Source organism: Aeromonas sp. R6-1, from assembly GCF_040908165.1.
Classification (GTDB): domain Bacteria; phylum Pseudomonadota; class Gammaproteobacteria; order Enterobacterales; family Aeromonadaceae; genus Aeromonas; species Aeromonas caviae.
The window spans coordinates 1-24,530 of sequence record NZ_JBFODF010000002.1 but is presented as its reverse complement, the minus strand read 5'-3'; the positions used below and the strand labels follow the sequence as shown (position 1 = coordinate 24,530).

The following is a 24,530-nucleotide window of genomic DNA, read 5'->3' as shown; positions in this document are numbered from 1 at the left end:
CCCCCCGGCAGACGTCAGCCATGGCGGCGCCCCTTGAGCTCGACCAGCTGTCCCCCTTCAAGGCGCAGCACCCGATCCGCCAGGTCGCCATAGCCCGGGTTGTGGCTCACCAGCAAGAGACCGGCGCCGGTATCGCGCACCGCCGCCATCATCAGGGCCATCACCTGCTCGGCGTTGTGTTCATCAAGACTCCCGGTGGGTTCGTCGGCGAGCAGCCAACGGGGCTGATGAATGAGGGCGCGGGCCAGCGCCACCCGCTGGCGCTGGCCGCCGGAGAGCTGTTCCGGCCAGGCGTGGCGTTTGTGGCTCATGCCAAGGCGCGCGAGCAGGGCATCGAGGCGCCCATCGTCCTGGGGCAGGTTGTTTATCTGAAGGGGCAGGGCGAGGTTCTCGGCCACGGTCAGGGTCGGCAGCAGGTTGAAATCCTGATAGACGATGCCGAAATGGCACCCGCGAAGCCGGGCCCGCTCGTCTGTCGGCAGGGTGTCGAGGCGGGTCTCTTCCAGCCAGATCTCCCCCTCGTCCGGGGCGATGAGACCGGCGATGAGGTTGAGCAGGGTGGACTTGCCACAGCCGCTTTGCCCCAGCAGCAGGCAGGTTTCCCCCGGGGTGAGGGCGAGATCCAGCCCCTCAAACAGGGGGAGCGTCTCGCCGCCGTTGGCGAAGCGTTTACTGAGGTTGCGCAGGCTAAGCATGGGATAACCGTTTGATGGTCAATGGCTTTCACAATGTCCGTCACTATGCCAGTTAGTGATCGCGCCTGCAAAAGGGATGGGGATCCTCGCTGGATCCCGCTTGCCTGAGGTGGTTAGAATAGGGCCTTCCATGGGTCACAGGATGAGCAAGGATGTTACACAAGCAAGTCAGTTTTATCGTCGACAGCAAGGGCGTCAAGCAGGCTGCCGTGGTCCCCATCGATATCTACAACGAGCTGATGACCCTGCAAAAGGCCCTCTCCGACAACAAGCCGGGGGAGCGCGAGCTCTACCACTTCAACGGCAAGGGGGCAGAGGCCCATGGTTATCCGGTGGGCAAGCGGCAAAACCCCGGTTTCATGGTCCAGGCGGGCTCCACCGCCAACGGCGAGGATGCGGCCTCCCTGCGCGAGGCGGTGATCGAGCTGCGCCAGGAGCTGCTGGGCAAGGGGGTGCTCGTTCCCCACCCCGAAGGGGGCTTCATCTTTACCGCCGATCAGCTCTTCAACAGCCCGAGCCTGGCCGCGAGCCTGGTGGCGGGCAACAACCGAAGCGGGCTGGATGCCTGGCAAAACAGCGCAGGCTACACCCTCAAGCAATCGGGTTTTGGCAAGAAGACCTCCTGATGACGGGGCCCGGCAACGGGCCTCGCTCATGTTTGCCTGAGTGCCCGCGGCGGGCCGCTCATCAGGATGACAAAGAGGCGGCTTCCTTTTGCGCTGCTAGCCTCAATGCCAGACGCCTGCCAGGAGATGCCGCCATGTCTGGACTCCTTCGCCTCGTGCCCGGGGCGGCCCTGCTCAGTGCCCCCGCCGCTGCGGGCAACGGCCCCCTCGATCTGACCCACAGCGGGGTCGGGCTCTTCGCCCTCGCCATCTTCGCCCTGGCTTATGCCCTGGTGATGGCCGAGGAGTACCTGAAGCTGCGAAAGTCCAAGCCGGTGCTGGTGGCCGCCGGCATCATCTGGATAGCCATCGGCCTGGTCTATACGGGGCAGGGGCACAGCGAGCTGGTTCAGGCCGGGTTTCGGCACAACCTGCTGGAGTATGCCGAGCTGATGCTCTTCTTGCTGGTGGCCATGACCTATGTGAACGCCATGGAGGACAGGCTGCTGTTCGCCGTGCTGCGGGTACGCCTGGTGCAGGCGGGATTCAGCCTGCGTACGCTCTTCTGGCTCACCGGTTTTCTCGCCTTTTTCATCTCCCCCGTGGTGGACAACCTCACCACGGCGCTGCTGATGTGCTCAGTGGTGCTCAACGTGGCCAATGGAGAGCGCCGTTTCATCAACCTGGCCTGCATCAACATCGTCGTGGCAGCCAATGCGGGCGGCGCCTTCAGCCCCTTTGGCGACATCACCACCCTGATGGTGTGGCAGGCGGGCAAGGTGCCGTTCCAGCAGTTCTTGCTGCTCTTCATCCCCGCCCTGCTTAACTTCCTGGTGCCGGCCACCCTGATGAGCCTGATGGTGCCCCGTCTGGTGCCCGCCATGCCGGGCGAGATGGTGGTGCCAAGGCGCGGCGCCGTTGTCATCGTGCTGCTCTTTGTGCTCACCATAGTGACCGCAGTCGCCTGCCATCACTTCCTGGGGCTGCCCCCCGTGCTCGGCATGATGATGGGGCTGGGCTACCTGCAATTTTTCAGTTTCTATCTGCGAAAGACCCAGCCCGTCACCCTGGCCCGGGCACGGGCGCTGTATGAGCGCACCGGGGACGAGGCCAGGCTGCTGCGTCTGGGTTCGGTGGTGCCGTTCGATGTGTTCAACAAGATTGCCAAGGCGGAGTGGGACACCCTGCTCTTCTTCTACGGGGTGGTGATGTGCGTCGGCGGCCTCGGGTTTATGGGGTATCTGGCCCTTGCCTCCCATTTCCTCTATGACGGTGGCGATCCGACCCTGGCCAACGTCGTCATCGGCCTGCTCTCCGCCCTGATCGACAACATTCCGGTGATGTTCGCCGTGCTCTCCATGGAGCCGCAGATGAGCACGGGGCAGTGGCTGCTGGTGACATTGACCACCGGGGTGGGGGGCAGTCTGCTCTCGGTCGGCTCCGCCGCCGGGGTGGCCCTGATGGGGCAGGCCAGGGGCATGTATACCTTCGTCGGGCACCTCAAGTGGTTGCCTGCCATTTTGCTTGGCTATATGGTCGGCATAGGGGCGCACCTGTGGCTCAACAGCGCCCTGTTTTAGGGAATCCGGTTCCAGGCACCAGGGAGAGGCAAGATGGGACAACTGTTCGAGGCGCTTTTGCCGCGCCATGTCACCTTTATCGAGGGGCAGAAGATCTTCTTCGTCGGTACGGCGGCCGCGAAGGGATCGGTCAATCTCTCCCCCAAGGGCGGGGATTCGCTGCGCGTCCTCGATGCCCGCACCCTGGCCTGGCTCAACCTGACCGGCAGCGGCAACGAGTCCGCGGCCCAGGTGCTGCAACAGCCGCGCATGACGGTGATGTTTTGCGCCTTCGAGGGGGCGCCGCTTATTCTGCGGGCCTATGGCCAGGCACGGGTGCTGCACCGCACTGATCCGCAGTGGCCGTCGTTGCTGGCGCTGTTCCCCCCAAGCGTGGCGGCTCGTCAGATCTTCCTGCTGGACATTGAACGGGTTCAGACGTCGTGCGGCATGTCGGTGCCCCTGTTTGACTATCAGGGAGACAGGGAGGATCTTGCCAACTGGTCGGCACGCCAGGGGCAGGAGGGGATAGAGGCCTACTGGCGCAAGAAGAACCAGCTAAGCCTGGATGGGCTGGAGAGCGAGATCCTGGCTCGCAGCGGGTTGCAGGCCGATGACTGAGGCCTGCGCCCCGATGCAAAAAGCCCTGTCCATGGACAGGGCTTTTTCATTGCAAGGCATCAGGGGACGCGCTTGCCGCTCAGCAGCCAGTAACTGAGGGCCGACCCCAGGCCGCAACCTGCGATGGCGATGGCCATGGGGAGCGGCGATTCGGGGGGATTGAGGTTGACCAGGACCCCCACCAGGGCCCCAAGGCCAAAGCGCAGGGTGCCCGCCAGCGCCGAGGCGGTGCCTGCGGACTGGGGGAAGTGGCCCATCAGGCCGGTCATGGCGTTGGCCCCCACCAGGCTGATGTGGCCGACGAAGAGCACGACGGGGATGACGATGCCCCACAGGCCGCCAGTCTGGCTCCAGGCGTTGTAGATGAGCAGGGCCCCGGCGAGCGGCAGCACGGTCAGGCCGTATCGCAGCATGCGCTCGGCACCCACCCCTTTCACCAGCCGGCTGTTGGCGAAGGTGACCACCATCATCAGCAGGATATTGAGACCAAAGAGCCAGCCGTAGTGCTCGGTCGGCACCTTGAAATACTCGATGTAGACATAGGGGGAGGCGCTCAGGAAGGCGAACATGCCGGAGCTCGACAGGGCGCCGCACAGCACATAGCCCATGGCACCACGGTGGGAGAGCACCCCCCAGTAGTTGCGAAGCACCTGCCCGAGTCGCAGGGGCTGCTTGTGCTCGGGTTTGAGGGTCTCCTCAATCTTCCACTGCATCACCAGGCAGATGAGCAGGCTGATGGCCACCAGCAGCCAGAAGATGACCCGCCAGTCGCTGTGAGCGCTGATGTACCCCCCCATCACGGGGGCCACCAGGGGGGCGAGGGTCATCACCAGGATGACGAAGGACATGGCGCGGGAAAACGCATCCTTCTCGAACAGGTCGCGCAGCAGCGCATTGACCACCACGGAACCCGCGGCGCCCCCTGCGGCCTGCAACATGCGCCAGGCGAGGAGCTCAGGCAGGGAGTCCGCCATGGCGCAGCCCACGGAGGCCACGGCAAACATCGTCAGGCCCGCCAGGATCACCGGCTTTCTGCCGAAGCTGTCGGCGAGCGGCCCGTAAAAGAGCTGACCGATGGCAAAGCCCCCCAGGAAGGCGCTGATGGTGAGCTGGGCGCCGTCGATGCTGGTAGCCAGATCCCGGGCGATGGCGGGAATGGCGGGCAGATACATGTCCACCGCGAGGGGAGTCAGGCCCGCCAGGGCACCGAGCAGGATGAAGAGGAAACGGGGGGAGAGGGAGCTGGCTTGGGGCATAGGGTATCCGAGTCGTGGGCTGGGCCGGGTTAAGAGGCAGGTGTTGAGTCTATCAGTTTTGGCGGGCGCGATCAGGTGCATCCTGCCCGATGCCCTTTTGTCTGGTGTGGCGCCAGAGCAGCCAGAGCCAGGCAAGCCATCCGAGCAGGGAGAGGGCATTGCCGGTGCGCTCCGGCCAGCGTGCCGCCAGGGTCAGGGTGAGGCTGTGGTGGCCCGCCGGAACCCAGAGTTGCATCAACCCCTGGCGATTGGCGCTCACCGTCAGCGCCAGGTGCCCGTCGAGGCGGGCCTCCCAGCCGGGGTAATGGTATTGGTGCAGGACTAGCCGGGTCGGCACCCGGGCCTTGACCTCCAGCGCCAGGGCGCGGGGTTGCCAGCGGGTCAGGGTCCAGCTTGCGCCTGGCGGTTCGGCGCTGACGGGCGGCTGGAACTCCTCCTTCCAGGCGAGCAGGGTCGGGGCGAACATGCCCCCCGGCACCTGCCTTGGCCTGTATTCCCGGGCACTGCGCTTGCTGTCGAACTCGAATGCCATGGCCTCCCGTTCGGGGGCCTGGGTGAGGGGGGCGTGACGCACATAGGCGAGGGTGGAGAGGAGGGTCAGCAGAAATACTCCCCACCAGAGCCCCTGCCAGAGACGATGGGGCTGGGTGCCGAGCGCCACCACGGCGACCGTGGCAAGGGCGAGCACCAGGTTGAGCCGCCAGGGAAACTGCACCCGCTGCAAGGGGGGAAGCAGGCCCCAGAGAGGCTGGCTCGGGGGCAGCATCATCAGGAAGGCGACGACGCCGATCGCCCCCCAGCACAGCAGCTCGGGGTGGCGCGGCTCCCGGGCGGCGGCCCAGGCGATGAGCAGCAGGACCAGGGTCAGCATGCTCTGCCACGCCAGGTGACCGCGAAAACGCCAGTCCTCCCAGGCGCTGGGCAGGCGGTCGAGAAAGTTGCGCCTGTAGTCGAACATGCCGCCACGCATCAGCTCCATGGAGATGGCCCCCTGATCCGCCAGGGCGGGCAGCAGCAGGGCGGCTGCCATGCAAAGCCCCACACCCTGGGCGCCGAGGGCTTGCCAGCAGGGCGTCAGAGTGCGGGTGCGTCTGGCGAACCAGAAGGCGCGCAAGGTGACCAGCCCCATCATGAGCAAGAGGCTGGGGAGGTGGGAGAAGGCCAGCAGCGCCAGCCCCAGGATCAGCAGGGGCAACCCCTGAGGTCGTCCGCGGTGGGCGAGATCCTGCCCCAGCAGGATAAGGGGAGCCCAGGCGAAGGCCCAGAACTCCGCCAGGGCGAAGCGGGCATAGAGATCCATGGCGACATGATAGGGCAGCGCCAGATAGAGCAGGCTGGCGGCCAGGGCCCGGCCAGGGGGCGTGGTGGCACGCAGCCACAGATAGGCAAACACCCCGGAGAGCAGCAGGGCCAGGGTGGCGCTGCCAAGCAAAGGGTAGATGGCCTGCTGGGGGTGGGCACCGGGCCCGGCAAAGAGGGCGCTGACGTAGTAGGGGAGCGGGGGATAGAAGAAGAAGGTGGGGCTGCCGAAGCCGCCGTTCATGGCCATCAGCCAGCGGGGATAGAGTTCCCCCTGCCAGAGCTGGCGGGCAAAGTAGTGGCCGGAGAGCAGGTGATGAAACAGATCGTGTCCCTGGCTGCCCCCCTGCCACCAGAGAGGCAGCATCAGCAGGGCGCAGGCCAGCAACAGGGCCAGCGCGACCCGTATCCCCTCCTTGGTTCCGCTCGTGTTTCTTTCCATTGCACTGGTTCCTGACAGACCCGGCTGTGAGTGTAGACGAGTCGTGCGATGCCCTCGCAAGTGCCCGGTTCAGCGGGGCAGGGCGAGCCAGAGGCCGGGTTCGGCGTGAAAGCGGGGGGCAAACCAGAGGGTGTCATAAGGGCCTGGTAGCGCCTCTGCCCCCAGGGGGCGGCGGCTGAGGCGGCAGGCCCCCTGGGTGAGCGCAAGGGCGGCATCCCCCCGGTACCAGCCGTCGGTGACGGGCAGGGTTGTGGTTTCCCTAAGCAGCCTCACTCCCCACTGGGTCACCAGCGCCGGGCAGTTTTTTTCGGCGACCCTGGCCGCCTGCACCATGGCGGATGGACGGGCTGGGGTGAGGGTCACCGCGAGCAGCAGCAATCCGGCCAACGCGACCTGCCCAACTCCTCGGCGTGGCAGCCAGCCTGCCAGCAGCACGATACCGAGCAGGGTGATGGGCGCAAGATGGCGGGGATTGTCCGGATTCTGGCCAAACAGGGTCCAGAGCAGCAGAACGAGCCAGTAGAGAGGCCAGAGCACGGAGGGGGCTGGATTGTGATCCTTTGAGCGTTGCCAGAGCGGCAGTATCAGCAAGGCCCCCATCAAGAGTGGCCAGAGCGGGGTGAGCTGATCGTTGAAGGTATTGGCCCAGCTCAGCAGTCGATCCCCGTGGGCTGCCGCCGTGTTGCCCCAGAGGGTAAAGTGGCCGTCGGTAAAGCGCCGCCCCTCGGCAAAATAGGCCCAGCCGTCGGCCTGCCAGACAAACAGCAGGCAGGCTAGCCCTACCAGCGCGATGGGGAGCACAAATCTGACGCGGTTGCCCTGCTGCGCCAGCCCGAGCCACAGGGGCAGCAGGGCCAGCACGAAGTAGGAGGGGCGCAGCGCAAGCATAAGGCCCAGCAGCAGACCCGCCAGCGCTATCTTGCGCTGCTGCAAGGTCAAGAGTGTGCCGAGCCAGGCGGCCAGCGCCGGCCCATCCGAGAGGCCGGAGAGCGCCAGGGTCGGGGTGAGCGGCAGGGCCAGCACCAGCAGCCAGACCGGCACCAGCAGGCTGGGCCGCTGCCACAATCTGACCGAGAGGAAGGAGGCGAGCGGCGCCAGCAAACTGCTCCCGAGGAGACTTGCCCACTGCACCGCGCGGGCCGGATCGTCCACCGCCAGATTGATCAGCCGTGCCAGCCAGATAAAGGCGGGGTAGCCCGGAAAGTGGGGGGAGAACTCCAGTACGCTGAAGCGCACCACCCCGTGGGCGAAGTTCAGGGCATCGTCGGAATCGAGCGCCACGGGGAAGGTCAGTAGCCAGCCAAGCCAGGCCAGTTGCAGCAGAATGAGCAGCCAAATGGTGGTGGAGCAGGGGGAAGGCCAACGCCGGGCCATTACCTTACCCCTCATCCCCAGCCCTTCTCCCGCAAGGGGAGAAGGGGGCAAACCGGCGTCCGGGTGCATTTATCGGTAGGCCGTGCGTAGGGTGGGTAGAGCGCAGCGAAACCCACCGTTTGTCACAGCGAGGCGGCGCAATGATTGGCAGGTTGCCATCAAAGCGGCGCCAGCACGGCCATCAGCGCTTTTTCGGCCTCGGTGAAGGCAGTGGCATCGGCGGGCTTGGCGCCCACCCCGAACACTCCCGGGTTGCCGATGGCATCGAGCACCTTGGCCAGCGCCTGTTCGGCGGCCTTGCGATCCCCTTCATCGAGGGAGGGGAGGATCAAATCGAGGAAGCGCTTGCTCTTGACCACCAGCACCTTGGCGGTCTGGTAGTCGCCAAGGTTCTGGCTGGCCCCCTCGAGGCGGCGCTCGATCTCCGCCTTGTAGGCCCGGTTGAGCAGGGCCGCGGTAGCCGCGGCGTCTTTGGCCTTGATGGCGGCGGCCAGCGGTGCTTGCAGCTCCACCTTGTGGTGCTCCTCCAGATAGGTCAGCTCCTCGGCAATCTCGCTCAAGGTGGCGCTGGCATCCTTGCCGTCAGTGGCGGCGCCCAGCAGTGCCTCGCGGGCATCGATCAGCAGCTCCTTGCCGGCGGCGGCGTAGGAGTAAGCCTGCGCCTGACCGCTCAGGGTCAGCAGCAGGGTGAGGGCGAGTAAACCCGGGCGGATGGTCATCCTGTTCTCCTTATTTATGCCAAGAGGTTATGCCCATGGCGCGGCACTCAGGCCACGCTCTGGGTTTCAATGACGGTATTTTCGTTGCGATGATTGAAGGTGTTGCGGCGTCTGTTTGCCTGTTGAACACCAGTCATCGTGCTCACGCCACGCTCTGGGTTTCGATCACGGTATTTTCGTTGCGATGATTGAAGATGGCGTGACGTCTGTCCACCCCGTCGATCACCATGTCTGCGGCCATCATCCCCATCTCCATGGCGGTGTCGGTGAAGATGTAGCGGAATGTCCCCTGACGGCCGGTCATGATGAGGTTGCCTATCGGCATCAGCGCCTTGATGGCTTCGTTGCGGCGGGCCTGATAGCCCAGATCCATCAGCGGATAGGCGTATTCACTGCGCGCTTCGAAGGTCTCATCGCCGAGCTTGGCTGTATCGACGCTGAGGCTGGCGAGATCGGCGGTGACCCGACCGCGCAGATCAGAGAGCGGTGCCTGCCAGGTGGCATCCCCCGGGTTGCAGGGGATCTCCAGCATCACGGATGTTTGCCCCTGTGGCGCCATAAAGGGGCTGCGCCGGCGCGGCTCCTGCAGACGGGTCGCCAGAATATGGGGGTCGGAGAGGTACTGCCAGGTGTTGTCCGACAGGTTCTCCTGTTTGAGGGGCATATTGACGAAGCGAAGCGACCGGTAGTGGAGATCGCACGGCAAGCCCAGGTGCTGGCAGGTGAGCGGCAGCGGCAGGGTGGAGATCACCTGATCAAAGCGCTCGCTCTGCTCCACGTCATCTTGTTTCCAATACACCCGTTCAATGCGGCCATCAGCCTGCTCGAGACGGGTGATGGTGGCGCCGGTCTTGAGTGTGACGCCCTCTGTCACCAGCCGCTCCCCCAGGGTGGTGAAGATCTGGCCAAAGCCATACTTTGGATAACGATATTTGCGGGCATAGGTGCGCACCGACATGCTGCCGTTGCGCCTTGGCAACAGGCGGCGCGCTACGTCTTTGAGATCGATGAGGCTGATGCGCTGGCCAGCCCAGTCGGCAGAGAGCTTGTCCGGGTTGATGCCCCACAACTTGCCGGTGTAGCCCTCGAAGAACTGGCGGTAGAGGGTGCGACCGAAGTGGCTCTGGATCCACTCGGCAAAGCTCGCCTTGGCAAAATCGGTGGGCTTCCTGGCAAAGGGCAACAGCAGCAGATCCTTCACCGCACCGGCCATCAGGGCCAGCGGCGCCGTCTTGAGCAAATTGGGCAGGTTCAAGGGGTAGTCATAGGTACGCCCGCCAAAGCGGATCACGCTCTTTCGCTCGGCGTGGAGCAGGTCGTCCCCCATCAGCTCGTCGATAAAGGCGAGCAGCTCGGGGTTCTTGGTGATGAAGCGGTGGCCGCCGTAGTCGAAGCGATACTCGCCGTCGCGCCCCTTGAAGGTCTGGGTGGCGCACATGCCGCCCACGACCGGCTCCTGCTCGAACAGGGTGACCGCAAAACCGGCCTGGCGCAGGCGCCAGGCGGCCATCAGGCCGGCAGGGCCGGCGCCCAGCACCGCAATGTGCTTCTTGTTGTTGTCGTTCATGAGTGTTCCGAAACGGCGTGATAGCTGGGGGAGCGCGCCTGTGCGCGGCTCCCGAACAGAGTGTGCTCCCCGGGCTCAGCCCCTGGTCGGGGCGGCGCTCCCCTGGGGGCGATAGCTGCGATGCCAGAGGGTGACAAAGATCATGAGGTAGCCGGCCCAGGTCAGCAACTGCAGGCCGGCCGGTGAGGCGTTGTAGCCAAACAGGGCGCGCAGGAAGGTGCCGAATACCCCCTGATCGTCGAGGATGTGGCTGATGTTGAAGACCGGCGTGGTCCAGAAGGTGATGACGTCCGCTGCCTGCAACATGTTGACGGCGGACGAGAGCAAGCCTGCGGCGATGATGATGATGAGCAGGCCGGTCCAGCGGAAGAAGGGGGCCAGCGCCACCTTGCGGGTGGAGCGCAGCAGCCCCCACACCAGCACCACAGAGACCAGCAGCCCCGCCAGCGCGCCCATCAGCCCCTGGTGCAGATCCACCCCTTGCCCGGAGTAAACCAGGGCCGAGAAGAAGAGCACGGTTTCAAAGCCTTCGCGCATCACCGCCAGGAAGGCGAGCAGCACCAGACCAAACAGGTTGCCACCGTCGATGGCGGCATCGATGCGCGCCGTCATGGCCCCCACCTGGGATTTGGCCTGTTTTTGCATCCAGATAGCCATATAAGTGAGCACCAGGGTGGCGAAGATCAGGATCCCCGCCATCAGCAAATGGTTATAGCGCTCGCTCTCGAACTGGCTCACCACCACCTGGAACAGGAAGGCGACGACAAGGGAGGCGACGAGACCTAGGCCCACCCCCAGATAGATGAACTTGTTGTAGCGGCTTGCCCCCAGCTTGGCGAGGTAGGAGAGGCAGATGCCGACCAGCAGGAAGGCTTCCAGCCCCTCGCGCAGGGTAATGAGAAAACTTGCGAACATCAGGATTGAGGCTCCGTATCGGGCGTAACGGGGAGGGGCTGCAGGGTCAGTTGCAGCCGATTGAGTTGCACTATGGGTGGCTCCGGCAAGCTCGGCTCGGCGGCGCGCACCGCATCATTGACCCACTTGGGGTAGGTGCGGAAATTGAGTTTGATATCGGCCTTGAAGGGCCCCTGAGCATCCGCCGGCAGTGGCCAGACTTCATCGCGCCAGCCATCGGCCGGGATGCGGGTGTCTTCAAGGAGCTTGGCGTAGCGCCAGAACTTGAGCCCCACCGGCTTGCCTTCGGCGTCGCCGAACACTTTTCTGAACAGCCGCGCATCCTCAGGGACGGCGCCGTTCACCGGCTGGCCGCTTTCAAGCACCCGCTTGCCGCTGGCGTCGGTGACGGTCAGCTCCAGCCAGAGTTCACGGAAATCGGCGACCCCGGTGGGCAGGGCGTGGCCGGCGCCGGTATTGGCGACTCTCACTATCAGCGCAGGTTGGCCGCTCTGGTTTTCAATGCGGGCCGAGAGGGTGGCGCTTGAGCGCAAGAGCGCCAGGCTCTCCTGCTCGAGGGTTGCACTCCTCAGCCCCACCAGCTGATGCTGGGCGCCGGTAAAGTTGTGGCGATAGAGCCGCTCTTTCACGGTGCCGTTTTCGGTGGACTGGCCCGCCACCGGCGCGCCGCCGTTGCCAGGTGTAGGGTTCATGTGGCAGTCGATGCAGGTGCGCCGTTTGGCAGGATCTTCGGCTTTGGCGAAGCTGGATTTTTCCCACTCATCCCAGGTGTTGACGATATTGGCGCCGGTGCCGGGGGCGAACTCGTTGTGGCACGACTTGCACAGGGCCGCGTCCCGGTAGAAATCCTTCTGGTAGGAGGCCTTGTGCATGGCGGGGCGGGCGTTGATCTGCCGCTCTGCCAGCCAGTGCTGGAGGCTGCCCCCCGGGGCATCCTCGAACACATAGCTCTCGCGGTCTTTCAAATTGACCGTAAAGGCGCTGTTGCCGCCGGCATCCTCGAGCTTGGTGATGCGATGACAGAGCACACAGCCAGTCCCTTCCTCAATCACAGGTTCGCCCGCCTTGTGGGCGGCAATGAGCGAGGCTCCGCCCTGCTCGAACATGTGGGAGCCCTTGGGCAGATCAGTCTGGCCGTTCATCACCTGCTGGGGCATGTGACAGCCCTGGCACCACTGGCCGAAGGCTTCGCCCTCGGTTTCGCGGGCCAGCGCCTGCACCACCTTGTAGTAGGGGTGGGAGTTGCCCATCAGCCGGTGGTTGCTCTCGCTCCAGTCCTTGAACGCCTGTTGGTGGCAGTTCTGGCAGGAGGCGGAGTTGAGCCACTCTTTCGGGTGGGTGGTCGGCGCCTTGGCAGGATCCCTGCGCGGGGCATCGAGCCTGAGCCAGTTGGCCAGATAGGGGAGGTTGCCGTCACTGGTCACGAAAGCGTGCAGATCCTCCATCATCGCCTGCACCTCGGGCTGGGGCCTCGCGGGGTCAACCGCTTCGGCCCCATCGCGGGTGTCATGGCCCATGCCGCCCTGGGTCTGCTGGGTCATGCGCAGGTATTCGCCGATAAAGTCCCCCGCCACCATGTTGGCGAGGTTGGCGTGGCCGTTGATGGCGTTGTCGCCGCTCTGCTGGCGATGGGCCGCCATCAGATAGCGGTTGGTGAAATTGAACCCGTCCAGATGGCAGGAGTTGCAGCTCATCCAGTTGTCCCCCGCCATGGGGAAGCGGCTGTTGGCGGCGGTATTACCCAGGTTGAACAACCGCTCGCCGCGCTTGAGCGCTGCGGGGCGGGGATCGGTCTCTACCAGTTTGGCGAAGTGGGGCACATCGACGGTGACCCGGGCAAACGGGCCGCTGCCGCCGCTATTGAGACGGGTGAGATCCTGCCCCATGACGTTGTGCACCAGGATGTGGTCGCCATCGATCAGCAGATCGCGCGGATTCTGGCCCGGCAGGTGACGCAAGAGCTGGGTCGCCTTGGCGCCCCCCTGAAACTTCTTGCGGCGGTGGCGGTTGCTGTTCTGCTTGCCGCTGCGCGACAGGTCGAACACCAGCAAGTCTTCGGAACCCGCCAGGGTCAGGTAGACCCGCTTGCCATCGGCGGCGAAGCGCGCCGCGAACGGGTTGGAGACGATCTGGCTGCGGTTGCCGACGCTGGGCAGGTTGATCTGCAAGAAGAGCTGTTTTCTTTCATCGACCCGCTCCTTCTCTTCATCGAGATCGATGATGGAGACCGCCGGGAAGACGGTGCTCTGAAACTGGAAGGGGTGGTCAAAGCTCCAGAGCACGTGGGGCAGCCAGGCTTCGCTGCCATCGGGGGAGAGAGCGATGCCGTCCAGCAGGCGCGGCAAGCCCTGGGAGTCGCTCGGGGTATCGCTGTGGGTTTCCGCCAGGGTGATGAGCTTGGGCTTGGGCAGAGTAGCCCCCTTAGCGCCCTTCTCAAGTTTGGCGAGATCATAGATGGCGAGCTGGCCTGTCATGGCGTGGGTGAGCAGCAGGCGATCGTCGTCGGTCAGTGCCAGCCCGCGGGGAGTCTCGGCGGTTTTTGCATCCAGCTGGAGGTTGCCCGCCCTGTCATAAGCCTGAAGGCGCCCTCCCTCGAACAGCGTGACCCAGAACCAGCGCCGCTTGGGATCGAAGATGACGCCATAGGGTCTATGGCCGGTGGGGATCGCCTTTTCCTGCTCGAGATCATCCTCCAAGAGCAGCAGGCGATCGCCGCTGTAATCGGTGACCAGCAGGGTGCCGTCATCGGCGCGGGCCAGCTGGCGCAGATCGCCCCCCAGTTGTGCCTCTTTAAGTCGCTTGCCGCTATCGCGCTCAAGCAGGGTGACCGAGCCGGCACTCTGGTTGGCGGTGACCAGGCGCGGGGCGCTCCCCTCGTCATAGGCAATCATGGCGGCGCCCATCTCCCGGGCCGAGGCGGTCCCCAGCAGCAGGGCGGCCAACATCAGGGATAACAACAACTTCAACATAAGATCAGGTGCGCCATTTCAAGATGGTCCAGCGCCAGGCGTGGCGCAGCACCAGGGGCGTCAACGCGAGGGCGCTCAGCCAGTGGGCCCAGCTGGCAAGGTTGCCGAGGCTATCCCCCGGGGTGCCGTGCAGCACCAGCACCAGTCCGCTGGCCAGACAGATCAGCAGCAAGGCTTCGATGATGCGCCCGGTGGTGCGCAGAAAAGGCTTGCGGCTCTTGCGCAGCAGGCTGCGATGGGAGAGCCAGAAGGCGCCAAACAGCAAGGGGAACAGGGTGAGCGAGAGGGCGACGTGCAAAAACAGGTTCCAGCGCGCCAGGGACCAGGTCGGCGTCAGGGGTTCCCACAGCAGCAGACCGGAGAAAAACATCAGATAAAGGGCACCCTCGGCCGCCTGATGGTGATAGGCCAGCCACTGCCAGCAGTGTCGTGGTGAGAGGGAAAGACTCGTCATGGGTGCTCCAGCTCCCGGGCGGTTCAGCCCGGGGCGAGCAAGTTTACAATGCAGTAAGGGTAATGAAAAGAGTTATCAATTCGGCTCTTGATGAATAGACCCTGAATGGCGCCGGGCCCTATTTGTGCTCCGCCAGCCGCTCGGTCACCGCATAGATAAGTGCCGCGGTGGAGAAGGCGAGGAAGACGATGACCGACCACTTCATCTCGATCTCGTTACCGGTGCCGTCGTCGAGGAAGGCTTTGAGCACCTCGATGCCAGCGATGGTCACCAGGGAGTTGATGACGATGAGCTTGAGGGACGCGAAGTTGATCTTGCTGAGCCAGTTATCGCCAAGGGCCGCTCGCTGCTCCGGGGTCTTGATGAACTGCACGTAGCCGCAGATGGCCACCAGGATCAGCATCTGGGCCACCAGCACGAAGTCCACCAGGGTGAGTACCCCCGTGATGAGATCCAGATAGTGGATGTCGATGATGTCGCGGCACAGCACATAGAGCTGCATGGCGAACTTCACCATCAGGAGGGCGACACAGATAAGGATGCAGACATAGAAGGGGAACATCATCAACCGGCTGCCGTTGAGCATGACGTTGAAGCGGCGCATGGGAAACTCCATCGAAAAGGAAGGCAGCCAGAATATCCGGAAAGAAAGGAGCGGGAAAGCGCCTTGGCGCCTCCCGCCCGGCCTAGAGGGGGAAAGTGGGCAGGCCCTGGAACAACTGCTGCAACCCCTCGCCCCAGGCCTTTCGCAGCGCCACGAAATGGGGGTTCTGTTCGGTGATGCGGTGCTGGTTCGTCGCCGAGAAGCTGCCCTCGTGATAGACCAGGGCATCCAGGGGCAAGCCCACCGACAGATTGCTGCGCAGGGTCGAGTCGATGGAGATGAGGGCGCACTGCAGGGCGGTTTGAAGCGGCGTCTCATGGCTGATGATGCGATCTATGATGGGCTTGCCGTACTTGCTCTCACCAATCTGGAAGTAGGGGGTGTCGGCGCTCGCCTCGATGAAGTTGCCCTCCGGGTAGATGTGGAACAGGCGGTGGCGCTCCCCCCGGATCTGCCCCCCCAGCAGGATGTTGCAGCCGAAGTTGATATGGCCCTGCTGCTGACCCCCATCCCGGCTGATGACGGTGCGTATGGTCTGGCCGATGAGGGCGGCAGCCTCGTAGAGGCTGGGGAGGGCAAGGAGCTCCTGCCCCTCCGTCAGCAGGCTGATGACGCTCTGGGTGGTGGCCAGATTGCCCGCGCTTTGCAGCACTATCACCCTGTCCTCCCGGGTGAAGAGGTGCAATTTGCGGAAGGTGGCGATGTGATCCACCCCCGCATTGGTGCGCGAATCGGACGCAAACACCATGCCGTCTTGCAGGCACATGGCGACGCAATAGGTCATGACCGCACTCCCGCCAGGACTCTCCCGGTCTTCATTGCTGCTGTCCATCCAGGCGGGTCACCTGCGCCTGGCTCTGCAACTGTTCGCACCCGCCGCCATAGCGCACGCCGCGCACCGGACAGGCATCCAGATAATCCATGCCGACTGCGAGCTTGAGGTGCTCGCTGGTGGAGTTGGTGAGGTTGGTGACGTCGAACGTGTGCCAGCGCTCCTCGATCCACACCTCGGCCCAGGCGTGCATCGCCACGTGGCTGTTGTCCTGGCTGTAAAGGTAACCGCTCACGTACCGGGCCGGCAGGCCGGCGTGGCGGCAGCAGGTCAGGAAGACATGGGTGTGGTCCTGACAGACGCCACTGCCCGAAGCAAGGGCCTCGTCTGCGCTGAAGGTGGCATCCGTGCTGCCGGGCTGATAGGGCATCAGCACCAGGATGCGTGCCATCAGGCTCTGCAAGTCGGCCAGGGTCGGCGCCTCTGGCAGGCAGGCCTTCGCGAGATCCTGCAGGGCCGGGGTCGGGCGGGTGAGGGGGGTGGGCCTCAGGTAGCTCAGGGGAGAGATGAGGGAGGACTCCTCATCTTCCGGGGCGTCGTCGCAGATCTCCACCTCCCCGTGGGCGCGGATCAGGATCCCCTCGTGGGGGGACTCCAGGCTCAGCACGTGCAGTATGTTGCCGTAACCGTCCGTGGTGCAGGTGGCCTCCCCCGGCAGCTCCAGTTCCCAGGAGAGGATCTGCTGGCGGGCCGTGCTGTGGGGGGTCAGGCGCAGGTACTGGGTGCTGCGGCGCACCACGTCGGCATAGTGGTAGCGGGTCTGGTGATCGATGATGAGTCTCATAATACCTCCAGGTAGGCGGCGTGGATGCTCTGGCCGATGGCGCCGATGTCGCTGAGGAAATCACTCAGGTACGCCTGCATGCCGAGAGCAAAGACATCGTCGATGGCGCCATAGGTCAGATGGGCGTTGAGTATGGTGGTCAGGCGCCGGGGCGTCTGACCGGCGTTGCCCTCGATCTGGGCCAGGATCAGCTCCATTTCGTCGAGGCAGGCCCGCAGGGAGCGCGGCACTTCATTGCGCAGGATCAGCAGCTCGGCGATGGAGGCATGGGAGAGTGTCTTGTAGAGGGTCTGGTGGGCCTCGTAAGCGCCCACTGACCGCAACAGGGCGTTCCAGCGGTAGAACTCGCGCACGCTGTCCTCGTCCTCCCGGATCACCTGATACTTCACGGTCAGGATGCGTGCCGTGTTGTCGGCCCGCTCGATGAAGGTACCAAGGCGCAGGAACCAGAGCACGTCACCGCGCATGATGGTGCCATAGGTGGCGCCGCGAAACTGGTGGGAGCGTTCCTTGATCCAGTCGAAGAACTCCTGGGCCTGACCGCTGGAGAGACCCGCCTGGCGGCGTCGGCGGATCTCTATCCAGGCGGCGTTGATGCTCTCCCACACCTCACCGGGGATCTTGCCCCGCACGGCGTGGGCGTTGTCCCTGGCCATGCGCAGACAACTGAAGATGCTGCTCGGGTTCTCCTCGTCGAAGCAGAAAAATTGCAGCAGGTTCTCCATGTTCACCTGGCCGTAGCGGGCCAGGAAGGGCTCATGGGTGCCGCTGATGGTGAGAGGCGCCACCAGCTCGCTGTGATCGGCGTCGATGGAGGGCATCAGCGACATGGTCTGGGTGACGTCCAGCATGCGCGCCGTGTTCTCCGCCCGCTCCAGGTGGCGGGACATCCAGTAAAGTTCGCTTGCGGTGCGGCTCAGCATGGGCTGCCCTCCATGACCCAGGTGTCCTTGGTGCCACCACCCTGGGAGGAGTTGACCACCAGGGAGCCTTCGGTGAGGGCGACCCGGGTCAGGCCGCCCGGTACCAGGCGCAGCTCCTGCCCCGTGAGAACGAAGGGGCGCAGATCGATGTGGCGAGGGGCGATGCCGGCGTCGACGAAGGTCGGGCAGGTGGAGAGGGAGAGGGTCGGCTGGGCGATGTAGTTGTCCGGCCGCGCCTTGAGCAGCTCGCGAAAACGGGCCAGCTCCTCGCGACTGGCGCAGGGGCCGATAAGCATGCCGTAGCCGCCGGCGCCATGGACCTCCTTGACCACCAGCTCCTCCAGATTGGCCAGCACGTGGGAGAGGGCAGCCGGCTCGCGGCACTGCCAGGTGGGCACGTTGTTGAGAATGGGATCTTCCCCCAGATAGAAGCGGATCATCTCCGGCACATAGGGGTAGATGGACTTGTCATCCGCCACCCCGGTGCCGATGGCATTGGCCAGCACCACGCCGCCGGCGCGGTAGACCGAGAGCAGCCCGGGCACGCCGATGAGGGAGTCCGGGTTGAAGGCGAGGGGATCGAGGAAGTCGTCGTCGATGCGGCGATAGATGACATCCACCCTTTTCAGCCCCGTGGTGGTGCGCATCAGCACCTGACCATCCTTGACCACCAGATCCGCGCTCTCCACCAGCTCCACCCCCATCTGCTGGGCGAGGAAGCTGTGCTCGAAGTAGGCGCTGTTGAAGCGTCCTGGAGTCATCACCACCACGCAGGGGTTGTCCACCGGGCTGCTCTCGCGCAGGGTCTGCAGCAACAGGGCCGGGTAGCGCTCCACCGGTGCGATGGGCTGGTTGTGAAACAGCTCCGGGAAGAGGCGCATCATCATCTTGCGGTTCTCCAGCATGTAGGAGACCCCGGAGGGGGTGCGCAGGTTGTCCTCCAGCACATAGTACTCACCGTCGTGGTTGCGGATGATGTCGACCCCGGTGATGTGGACATAGGTGTCCCGGTGCAGGTCGACCCCCTGCATGCAGGGCTGGTACTGGGCATTGGTGAGGATCTGGGCGGCCGGGATCACCCCCGCCTTCAGGATGCGCTGATCGTGATAGATATCGTGCAGAAAGGCATTGAGGGCGGTGACGCGCTGGCGGATCCCCTTGTCCAGATGTTGCCACTCCCGGGCGGGAATGATGCGGGGAATGCTGTCGAACGGGATGAGGCGCTCGGCGCCGTCCCCGTCTCCGTAGACGTTGAAGGTGATGCCGACCCGGCGAAACAGCAGGTCGGCCTCTTCACGCTTACGCTCTATGCTCTTCTCGTCGGTCTGGTGCAGCCACGAGAGGTAGGCGTGGTAATGATCGCGAAACTGGTTGTCGGTGAGCAGCATCTCGTCGTAACAACCGGGTCCGGGGGGCTTGATAGGCAGCATAGGCAACTCCTTGTGACGTCCCTGCGTACATCACAAAGTGCAAGGGCTGTGCCAGCCAATTGAGTCGCTATCGAGGCCAGTGTCAGTAGTTTTTTATTGAAAAATCATATGGATGACTTTTATGTCATCAAGGGGCAAGGCAGGGCGCACCAGAGTGGTACCCCATAGAGGGTAAGCCTGCGCCATCTTGTGGCAACAGGCCATGAGGGCAAGGGACGGGCGCATCGGGATGCGGGGGCGGAAGGCGAGCGCCCTTGCCCCGAGGTGGGGCAGGGGGATAAGAAAGAACCCGACCGATGGCCGGGCTTTCAGGCGCAAGCCTATCCTGGGTGAGGTGTCGGTGGACTGGGTCAGCCGCGTTGGTGCGGGATCCCTGTAGCAAGGCGCATGAAGCGGTCAAATGCACGATCCGGCAACAAGCGGCGCAGGAAGATCATCGGCCTGGCCCCAAAACCAACGGCATAGCGGGTCTTGGGGCGACGGGTCTGGACCGCCTTGGCGATGGTATCCGCGATGAGTTCCGGCGGGGACTGGCGCTGGCGGCTGGCGCGTCCGATCATGGACTCCCCCATGGGGAGGGCCTGGTGACCATAAGGCCCCTCGCCGGAGACCTCGCGCAGTTTTTGCGCGGCAATGTCGGCCCACTCGGTCTTGATGCCACCCGGTTCTACCACTACTACATTGATGCCAAAGGGTTCCACCTCCATGCGAAGGCAATCGCTGATGGCCTCCAGTGCGAACTTGGTTCCGTGGTACCAAGCTCCTAGCGGGGTGTGGATCTTGCCGCCCATGGAGGTGATGTTGACTATGGTGCCAGTCTGTCGGGCGCGCATGTGGGGCAGCACCAGCTGGATGAGGCGAACGGCGCCAAACACATTGACGTCAAACTGGGTGCGACCCTCCTCGAGAGAGACTTCTTCAACCGAGCCGTAGGAGCCATACCCGGCATTGTTGACCAGTACGTCGATCTTGCCGGTTTCGGTGATGATCCTCTCCACTCCTGCCTGCATAGATGCATCCTGGGTCACATCCATGGCGATGACGCGGATCCCCGCGTCTGTCAGGCATTGCATGCGTTCGATGCGCCGCGCTGCGGCATACACGGTGAATCCTAGAGCCTTCAGTTTCATGGCGGTGGCCGCTCCGATACCGGAGGAGGCGCCGGTGACGAGCACAACGTTTGAGTTCATATGGAAGATCCTTGAGCAAAATGAATCGCATGCGAGTCCAGAATCGGCTTGCCTGCGGTATCGATACCATATCCGACCCGTGATGCCATGGTTCTGGCAAACGGCGCCATGACGCCATCGAACTGCGCCATCCCTATTGCTTTCGAGTCAGCCTGTGCGGCGATCACCGTCCTTGACCGCGGCCCTGGCGGCGGCCAGATTGGCCGTGAAGTCGACGGCGCTAAATGCCTCCCGGCTGCCAGCGACGGCGAAGGTGGCCCCGGCGAGCAGCACGCGACGGGATTGATATGGGTGGTCATGAGGCTGACCTCAGTTGAATCGATATGACTGGCGAGTGCTTTCCAGCGTCCGCCCGGTCCAATCCTGGAATGCGCGGTAGAAGGAGTTGGGATCTTCGAAGCCAAGCAGAAAGGCTATCTCCCCTCCAGACAGGGTGGTGTGCTCAAGGTAGTGGCAGGCGAGCCTTCTTCGCGTCTCGCTGACCAGGGCTCGAAAGTTTTCCCCTTCCTCTTCCAGCCGGCGTTGCAGGGTTCTCTTGCTCATGCCCAGGCGACTTGCCGCCACCTCAATGGTGGCCGAGTTGCTTGGCAAGAGCTCGAGCAGAACGGCATGCACCCGCTCCGCCGTGGTGGCGGCAGAGTCCATTTCGCACAACTGGCGACGCAGCTCGGGCTCGAAGGCTCGCCACATCCCCTCGTTGCTCGTGAGAAAGGGGTGCAGCACGTCCACGGCAGAAAACGTAATGCTGGCATGGGTTCCAAGTGTGATGGCGGTGCCGAAGAAGCGCTCGTAGCGCTGCAGTGCCTTTCCAGCAGGGAGCGCAGGCAGTGTCACTCGCACGGCACAGATCGCCTCACGTGTGGCGATCTGTGCCAGTCGGACAAAGAAGGCGAGTTCCACCACCTGCAGGGAGACCGGGACCTCGGTGTGCCCTCCTTGCCAGCGAGGGGAGAGCGTCATCTCTCCCCAGGAGCCTACCGAGATCTCGAGGCTCATGGGGGCAACGAGCGCCTTGTATTTGGCCAGCCGCTGGACAGCCCGCATCAGATCCGGGCTGCACAGGGCGGCAAACAAGGGGGGACTGAAGACTTCGCTGGAAACGGTCTCGATGAGCCGCAAGGGAAACAGGACGTCATTGGCTTCCTGCTCCAGCGCCCGCCAGAAACGGAAATACTCATCGGTTGTCAACCCATGATTCTCGCGCGACAACGTGTCTTCCGGCAGCAGTGCCCTGCGCAAGACATGCCTGGATGGCAGGCCAAGGTCTTTGAGCAGTAGCTGCCATCCGACGTCCAGGGAAAAGTGAGATTTGTGTGCCATGCGTGCGCCTTTGCCGTGCGAGGTGAAGTCAGTGCTAGCGGAATGAGGACCAGTATAGGGGGCAGGGCGAGAGCATTGACATGCAAAAGGCGCCAATGTGGTGGCATTGGATGCCAGAGACAGGCAAAACAAAAAGGCCCGATCTTGCGATCGGGCCTTTGAGGCATGGAATATGGCTCCCTCGACAGGACTTGAACCTGTGACATACGGATTAACAGTCCGCCGTTCTACCGACTGAACTACGAGGGAATTGGCTCCTCCTACTGGACTTGAACCAGTGACATACGGATTAACAGTCCGCCGTTCTACCGACTGAACTAAGGAGGAATTGCCTGTCTCGTCGAGACGCAGCGGATATTAATGATCCCCCGGACGGGTGTCAACCCGCCACTCCACGGAAAAAGGGCTTTTCGGCCCGTTTGCCCAAAACTTGGGCGCTGTGGACTATTTTCAGCACAATCAGCAGCTTGAGATGCCCTGCCTGCGGCCACGGTCGGGCTGGCGATGAAGGTGCCATCGGCCTGGAGGGGGCGAGGCAATGGATAAGCCGATCATGGCGGGAACCGATGAAAATCGGCGATGTCGCCCCTGTCGATGGGCTTGCCTCTGAGGTGTGGGGGATGCGAGGGAGGTGCCGGTTCGCGATGACCAGGGATCTATTAAAGGAATGGCAGGGAAAATCGGCGATATGCGAGCTATCGATGACAATAATGCGGGGTAATGGCCATTTCTTGATCCTGCCCATCGAATTATCTGGCCGGGTCGGGTATGGTTGCCTTCGATACCATCGCCGCGTCGACAGCTCTGCCGGCCCTTGATGATGATCGGGTGCCGGTTCACCCCGGCCTTTGTCTCCCTCTTCTGGTATTACCCTAGACATGCACAATCAAGCTTCCTTACAAGGCGTGAAGCTGGCCATCGCATTGCGCCAATCCTGCATTGACGAACCTTACAGCGTGGCGCGCTTTGGCCGCGACCTCATCGCCGGCATCACGGTCGGCATCATCGCCATTCCCCTTGCCATGGCGCTGGCCATCGCCAGTGGGGTGCCGCCCCAGCACGGGCTCTATACCGCCATCATCGCTGGCATCGTCATCGCCGTGACCGGGGGATCCCGCTTCTCCATTTCGGGCCCCACTGCCGCCTTCGTGGTGATCCTCTACCCGGTGGCCCAGCAATTCGGCGTGGGCGGCCTGTTGATGGCCACCCTGATCTCGGGCTGTTTCCTGGTGGCCATGGGCATGGCGCGTCTCGGGCGCCTCATCGAGTACATTCCCCCCTCGGTGACCCTGGGGTTCACCGGTGGTATCGCCATCGTCATCGCCACCCTGCAGATCAAGGATTTCTTCGGCCTGCAGGTCCTGGATATGCCGGAAACCTATCTGGGCAAGGTACAGGCGCTGGCCCATGCCTTGCCAAGCTGGCAGTGGGGGGACACCCTGGTGGGTGTGGCAACCCTGGCGGTGCTGCTGCTCTGGCCGAGATTGCGCCTGCCGGTCCCCGGCCATCTGCCCGCCGTGCTGGTGGGGGTGGGGCTCGGGTTTGGTCTGCACCAGTTCGGGGTGGACGTCGCCACCATCGGCAGCAAGTTCAGCTATACCTTGGCCGACGGCAGTCAGGGCATGGGTATTCCCCCCATCGCCCCGACCCTGGTGATGCCCTGGGCGCTGCCGGGGCCGGACGGGGCGCCGGTGGAGTGGAACCTCGCCGCCATCGAGCGGCTGCTGCCCGCCGCCTTCTCCATGGCCATGCTGGGGGCCATCGAATCCCTGCTCTGCGCCGTGGTGCTCGATGGTATGACGGGTCGCAAGCACAGCTCCAACGGCGAGCTGGTGGGGCAGGGCCTTGGCAACATCCTGGCCCCCTTCTTCGGTGGCATCACGGCGACGGCCGCTATCGCGCGCTCCGCCGCCAACGTGCGGGCCGGTGCCACCTCGCCCATTTCCGGTATTGTCCATGCGTTGGTGGTGCTGGCCGCCATCCTGGTGCTGGCTCCCTGGCTCTCCTGGTTGCCGCTCTCTGCCATGGCCGCCCTGTTGCTGCTGGTGGCCTGGAACATGAGCGAGGCCCACAAGGTGGTGGATCTGGTGCGCCGGGCGCCCAAATCCGATGTACTGGTGCTGCTGGTCTGCCTGTCGCTGACCGTCATCTTCGACATGGTCATCGCCATCACCTTCGGGGTGATCCTGGCCTCTTTGCTGTTCATGCGTGAAATCGCCAAGATGACCAGGCTGCACAACCTGGCGGATCACAAACGCTATGCCAGCGAGGTATCCCCCTCGACCCTTGTCTACAAGATCAACGGACCACTGTTCTTTGCCGCCGCCGAGCGGGTTTTTGACGAATTGCTTGCCCAGGTGAAGGACCACAAGGAGTTGATCCTGCAAATGGAGGCGGTCTCCATCCTGGATGCTGGCGGTCTCACCGCCTTCCAGCAGTTCGCAAAACGCATGGCCAAGGCGGGGGTCCGTCTCAAGGTGGCTGAATTGCAATTCCAGCCTCTCAAGACCCTGGCGCGGGCCAAGGTGCGTCCGGTGGCGGGAGAGCTGGAGTTCTACGGTTCGCTGGAAGAGGCGATTCGAGGAGAACATTTGCACGAAGCGGTTGAAAGTTGATGGAAAGGGATAGGAAATGGCATATTTTTAGTCACTTGGTTCGGTTATTGAGCAAACAGTGGCAAAAGATAAAAAATTGCATTGACCGCCTCGCGCCTATCCCTTACATTACGCCCCGTTCCAGCGCAACGGCGCAGCGAATTCGTGTTGACTGACCACGTAAAAGCACAGACCAAAATTGGGTGCGGTGTCCGAGTGGCTGCCCACCGACGAAGTCGGCAAGATGCATGTTTACGTGCTCCGAAAGCCACTTCAAGCAGTGAAAATTTGGTGAGGTGTCCGAGTGGCTGAAGGAGCACGCCTGGAAAGTGTGTATACGGCAACGTATCGAGGGTTCGAATCCCTCCCTCACCGCCA

Annotated in this window: 21 protein-coding genes and 3 tRNA genes; 5 read left to right on the top strand and 19 right to left on the bottom strand. The window is 63.6% G+C overall.

Going from position 1 to position 24,530, the window contains the following annotated elements:
* Positions 1 to 14: 14 nt before the first annotated feature.
* Complete coding sequence (locus AB5Y68_RS00125; protein ID WP_039038949.1) at positions 15 to 695, bottom strand: ABC transporter ATP-binding protein; 681 nt, start codon at positions 693 to 695, stop codon at positions 15 to 17.
* A 152-nt stretch (positions 696 to 847) separates the two neighbouring features.
* On the opposite strand from AB5Y68_RS00125, the gene AB5Y68_RS00120 reads away from it, so the two are divergent.
* The 3 genes from AB5Y68_RS00120 (at position 848) to AB5Y68_RS00110 (ending at position 3,480) form a co-directional block, all read left to right on the top strand.
* Positions 848 to 1,321: a DUF4357 domain-containing protein gene (locus AB5Y68_RS00120; protein ID WP_010674381.1), complete on the top strand. Its 474-nt coding sequence runs from the start codon at positions 848 to 850 to the stop codon at positions 1,319 to 1,321.
* Positions 1,322 to 1,455: 134 nt separating this feature from the next.
* A complete protein-coding gene (nhaD, locus tag AB5Y68_RS00115; RefSeq protein ID WP_039038948.1) occupies positions 1,456 to 2,880 on the top strand; it encodes a sodium:proton antiporter NhaD in 1,425 nt (474 codons plus the stop codon).
* Between the two features lie 33 nt (positions 2,881 to 2,913).
* Positions 2,914 to 3,480 (top strand): pyridoxamine 5'-phosphate oxidase family protein, encoded by a 567-nt coding sequence (locus AB5Y68_RS00110; RefSeq protein WP_039038947.1) that lies wholly within the window; start codon positions 2,914 to 2,916, stop codon positions 3,478 to 3,480.
* A gap of 59 nt (positions 3,481 to 3,539) precedes the next feature.
* Here the strand turns inward: AB5Y68_RS00110 and AB5Y68_RS00105 are convergent, their stop codons facing one another.
* From AB5Y68_RS00105 to AB5Y68_RS00020, 18 genes are all read right to left on the bottom strand, one after another.
* On the bottom strand, positions 3,540 to 4,736 hold the full coding sequence (locus tag AB5Y68_RS00105) for a Bcr/CflA family multidrug efflux MFS transporter (protein ID WP_039038946.1): 1,197 nt from the start codon (positions 4,734 to 4,736) through the stop codon (positions 3,540 to 3,542).
* 52 nt (positions 4,737 to 4,788) lie between these two features.
* Positions 4,789 to 6,477 (bottom strand): 6-pyruvoyl-tetrahydropterin synthase-related protein, encoded by a 1,689-nt coding sequence (locus tag AB5Y68_RS00100; RefSeq protein WP_039038945.1) that lies wholly within the window; start codon positions 6,475 to 6,477, stop codon positions 4,789 to 4,791.
* A 69-nt stretch (positions 6,478 to 6,546) separates the two neighbouring features.
* Positions 6,547 to 7,809 (bottom strand): hypothetical protein, encoded by a 1,263-nt coding sequence (locus tag AB5Y68_RS00095; RefSeq protein WP_039038998.1) that lies wholly within the window; start codon positions 7,807 to 7,809, stop codon positions 6,547 to 6,549.
* A 200-nt stretch (positions 7,810 to 8,009) separates the two neighbouring features.
* The gene (locus AB5Y68_RS00090; protein WP_039038944.1) at positions 8,010 to 8,570 is read right to left on the bottom strand and encodes a hypothetical protein; all 561 of its coding nucleotides are present in this window, start codon (positions 8,568 to 8,570) and stop codon (positions 8,010 to 8,012) included.
* A gap of 142 nt (positions 8,571 to 8,712) precedes the next feature.
* Complete coding sequence (locus AB5Y68_RS00085; protein WP_039038943.1) at positions 8,713 to 10,137, bottom strand: FAD-dependent oxidoreductase; 1,425 nt, start codon at positions 10,135 to 10,137, stop codon at positions 8,713 to 8,715.
* 75 nt (positions 10,138 to 10,212) lie between these two features.
* Positions 10,213 to 11,052, bottom strand: coding sequence for an FTR1 family protein (locus AB5Y68_RS00080; RefSeq protein WP_039038942.1), 840 nt, complete (start codon positions 11,050 to 11,052; stop codon positions 10,213 to 10,215).
* Positions 11,052 to 14,021 (bottom strand): YncE family protein, encoded by a 2,970-nt coding sequence (locus tag AB5Y68_RS00075; protein WP_039038941.1) that lies wholly within the window; start codon positions 14,019 to 14,021, stop codon positions 11,052 to 11,054. The genes AB5Y68_RS00080 and AB5Y68_RS00075 overlap by 1 nt, the downstream gene beginning before the upstream one ends.
* A gap of 4 nt (positions 14,022 to 14,025) precedes the next feature.
* Positions 14,026 to 14,475, bottom strand: a complete 450-nt coding sequence (locus AB5Y68_RS00070) for a hypothetical protein (RefSeq protein ID WP_039038940.1) — start codon at positions 14,473 to 14,475, stop codon at positions 14,026 to 14,028.
* A gap of 118 nt (positions 14,476 to 14,593) precedes the next feature.
* Entirely contained in the window at positions 14,594 to 15,079 is a 486-nt protein-coding gene (locus tag AB5Y68_RS00065; protein ID WP_010674393.1) for a YqhA family protein, read from the bottom strand.
* Between the two features lie 82 nt (positions 15,080 to 15,161).
* Positions 15,162 to 15,863, bottom strand: a complete 702-nt coding sequence (locus AB5Y68_RS00060) for a peptidase (RefSeq protein ID WP_039038939.1) — start codon at positions 15,861 to 15,863, stop codon at positions 15,162 to 15,164.
* A 31-nt stretch (positions 15,864 to 15,894) separates the two neighbouring features.
* The gene (locus AB5Y68_RS00055) at positions 15,895 to 16,695 is read right to left on the bottom strand and encodes a transglutaminase family protein (RefSeq protein WP_039038938.1); all 801 of its coding nucleotides are present in this window, start codon (positions 16,693 to 16,695) and stop codon (positions 15,895 to 15,897) included.
* Positions 16,692 to 17,618 (bottom strand): alpha-E domain-containing protein, encoded by a 927-nt coding sequence (locus AB5Y68_RS00050; RefSeq protein WP_039038937.1) that lies wholly within the window; start codon positions 17,616 to 17,618, stop codon positions 16,692 to 16,694. The genes AB5Y68_RS00055 and AB5Y68_RS00050 overlap by 4 nt, the downstream gene beginning before the upstream one ends.
* On the bottom strand, positions 17,612 to 19,048 hold the full coding sequence (locus AB5Y68_RS00045) for a circularly permuted type 2 ATP-grasp protein (RefSeq protein ID WP_010674397.1): 1,437 nt from the start codon (positions 19,046 to 19,048) through the stop codon (positions 17,612 to 17,614). The genes AB5Y68_RS00050 and AB5Y68_RS00045 overlap by 7 nt, the downstream gene beginning before the upstream one ends.
* A 350-nt stretch (positions 19,049 to 19,398) precedes the next feature.
* Positions 19,399 to 20,238 carry an oxidoreductase gene (locus AB5Y68_RS00040; protein WP_039038935.1) on the bottom strand — a complete coding sequence of 280 codons (840 nt, stop codon included), beginning with the start codon at positions 20,236 to 20,238 and terminating at the stop codon, positions 19,399 to 19,401.
* Positions 20,235 to 20,369, bottom strand: a complete 135-nt coding sequence (locus AB5Y68_RS00035; protein WP_257707510.1) for a hypothetical protein — start codon at positions 20,367 to 20,369, stop codon at positions 20,235 to 20,237. Before AB5Y68_RS00035 ends, AB5Y68_RS00040 begins: the two co-directional genes overlap by 4 nt.
* Positions 20,370 to 20,547: 178 nt before the next feature.
* The gene (locus tag AB5Y68_RS00030) at positions 20,548 to 21,558 is read right to left on the bottom strand and encodes an AraC family transcriptional regulator (RefSeq protein WP_039038934.1); all 1,011 of its coding nucleotides are present in this window, start codon (positions 21,556 to 21,558) and stop codon (positions 20,548 to 20,550) included.
* A 173-nt stretch (positions 21,559 to 21,731) separates the two neighbouring features.
* A tRNA-Asn gene (locus AB5Y68_RS00025) sits at positions 21,732 to 21,807 on the bottom strand.
* A gap of 2 nt (positions 21,808 to 21,809) precedes the next feature.
* A tRNA-Asn gene (locus AB5Y68_RS00020) sits at positions 21,810 to 21,885 on the bottom strand.
* A 551-nt stretch (positions 21,886 to 22,436) separates the two neighbouring features.
* Between AB5Y68_RS00020 and dauA the strand changes: the two genes are divergently transcribed.
* Together dauA and AB5Y68_RS00010 are read left to right on the top strand one after the other, a co-directional pair.
* Positions 22,437 to 24,173, top strand: coding sequence for a C4-dicarboxylic acid transporter DauA (gene dauA / locus AB5Y68_RS00015; RefSeq protein ID WP_039038932.1), 1,737 nt, complete (start codon positions 22,437 to 22,439; stop codon positions 24,171 to 24,173).
* Positions 24,174 to 24,442: 269 nt separating this feature from the next.
* Positions 24,443 to 24,530: transfer RNA gene (locus AB5Y68_RS00010), tRNA-Ser, on the top strand.

Coding starts and splice junctions, on each gene's coding strand:
- AB5Y68_RS00125 (WP_039038949.1), bottom strand. CDS start 695: ATGCTTAGCCTGCGCAACCTCAGTAAACGCTTCGCCAACGGCGGCGAG.
- AB5Y68_RS00120 (WP_010674381.1), top strand. CDS start 848: ATGTTACACAAGCAAGTCAGTTTTATCGTCGACAGCAAGGGCGTCAAG.
- nhaD (WP_039038948.1), top strand. CDS start 1,456: ATGTCTGGACTCCTTCGCCTCGTGCCCGGGGCGGCCCTGCTCAGTGCC.
- AB5Y68_RS00110 (WP_039038947.1), top strand. CDS start 2,914: ATGGGACAACTGTTCGAGGCGCTTTTGCCGCGCCATGTCACCTTTATC.
- AB5Y68_RS00105 (WP_039038946.1), bottom strand. CDS start 4,736: ATGCCCCAAGCCAGCTCCCTCTCCCCCCGTTTCCTCTTCATCCTGCTC.
- AB5Y68_RS00100 (WP_039038945.1), bottom strand. CDS start 6,477: ATGGAAAGAAACACGAGCGGAACCAAGGAGGGGATACGGGTCGCGCTG.
- AB5Y68_RS00090 (WP_039038944.1), bottom strand. CDS start 8,570: ATGACCATCCGCCCGGGTTTACTCGCCCTCACCCTGCTGCTGACCCTG.
- AB5Y68_RS00085 (WP_039038943.1), bottom strand. CDS start 10,137: ATGAACGACAACAACAAGAAGCACATTGCGGTGCTGGGCGCCGGCCCT.
- AB5Y68_RS00080 (WP_039038942.1), bottom strand. CDS start 11,052: ATGTTCGCAAGTTTTCTCATTACCCTGCGCGAGGGGCTGGAAGCCTTC.
- AB5Y68_RS00075 (WP_039038941.1), bottom strand. CDS start 14,021: ATGTTGAAGTTGTTGTTATCCCTGATGTTGGCCGCCCTGCTGCTGGGG.
- AB5Y68_RS00070 (WP_039038940.1), bottom strand. CDS start 14,475: ATGACGAGTCTTTCCCTCTCACCACGACACTGCTGGCAGTGGCTGGCC.
- AB5Y68_RS00065 (WP_010674393.1), bottom strand. CDS start 15,079: ATGCGCCGCTTCAACGTCATGCTCAACGGCAGCCGGTTGATGATGTTC.
- AB5Y68_RS00060 (WP_039038939.1), bottom strand. CDS start 15,863: ATGACCTATTGCGTCGCCATGTGCCTGCAAGACGGCATGGTGTTTGCG.
- AB5Y68_RS00055 (WP_039038938.1), bottom strand. CDS start 16,695: ATGAGACTCATCATCGATCACCAGACCCGCTACCACTATGCCGACGTG.
- AB5Y68_RS00050 (WP_039038937.1), bottom strand. CDS start 17,618: ATGCTGAGCCGCACCGCAAGCGAACTTTACTGGATGTCCCGCCACCTG.
- AB5Y68_RS00045 (WP_010674397.1), bottom strand. CDS start 19,048: ATGCTGCCTATCAAGCCCCCCGGACCCGGTTGTTACGACGAGATGCTG.
- AB5Y68_RS00040 (WP_039038935.1), bottom strand. CDS start 20,238: ATGAACTCAAACGTTGTGCTCGTCACCGGCGCCTCCTCCGGTATCGGA.
- AB5Y68_RS00035 (WP_257707510.1), bottom strand. CDS start 20,369: ATGGCGCAGTTCGATGGCGTCATGGCGCCGTTTGCCAGAACCATGGCA.
- AB5Y68_RS00030 (WP_039038934.1), bottom strand. CDS start 21,558: ATGGCACACAAATCTCACTTTTCCCTGGACGTCGGATGGCAGCTACTG.
- dauA (WP_039038932.1), top strand. CDS start 22,437: ATGCACAATCAAGCTTCCTTACAAGGCGTGAAGCTGGCCATCGCATTG.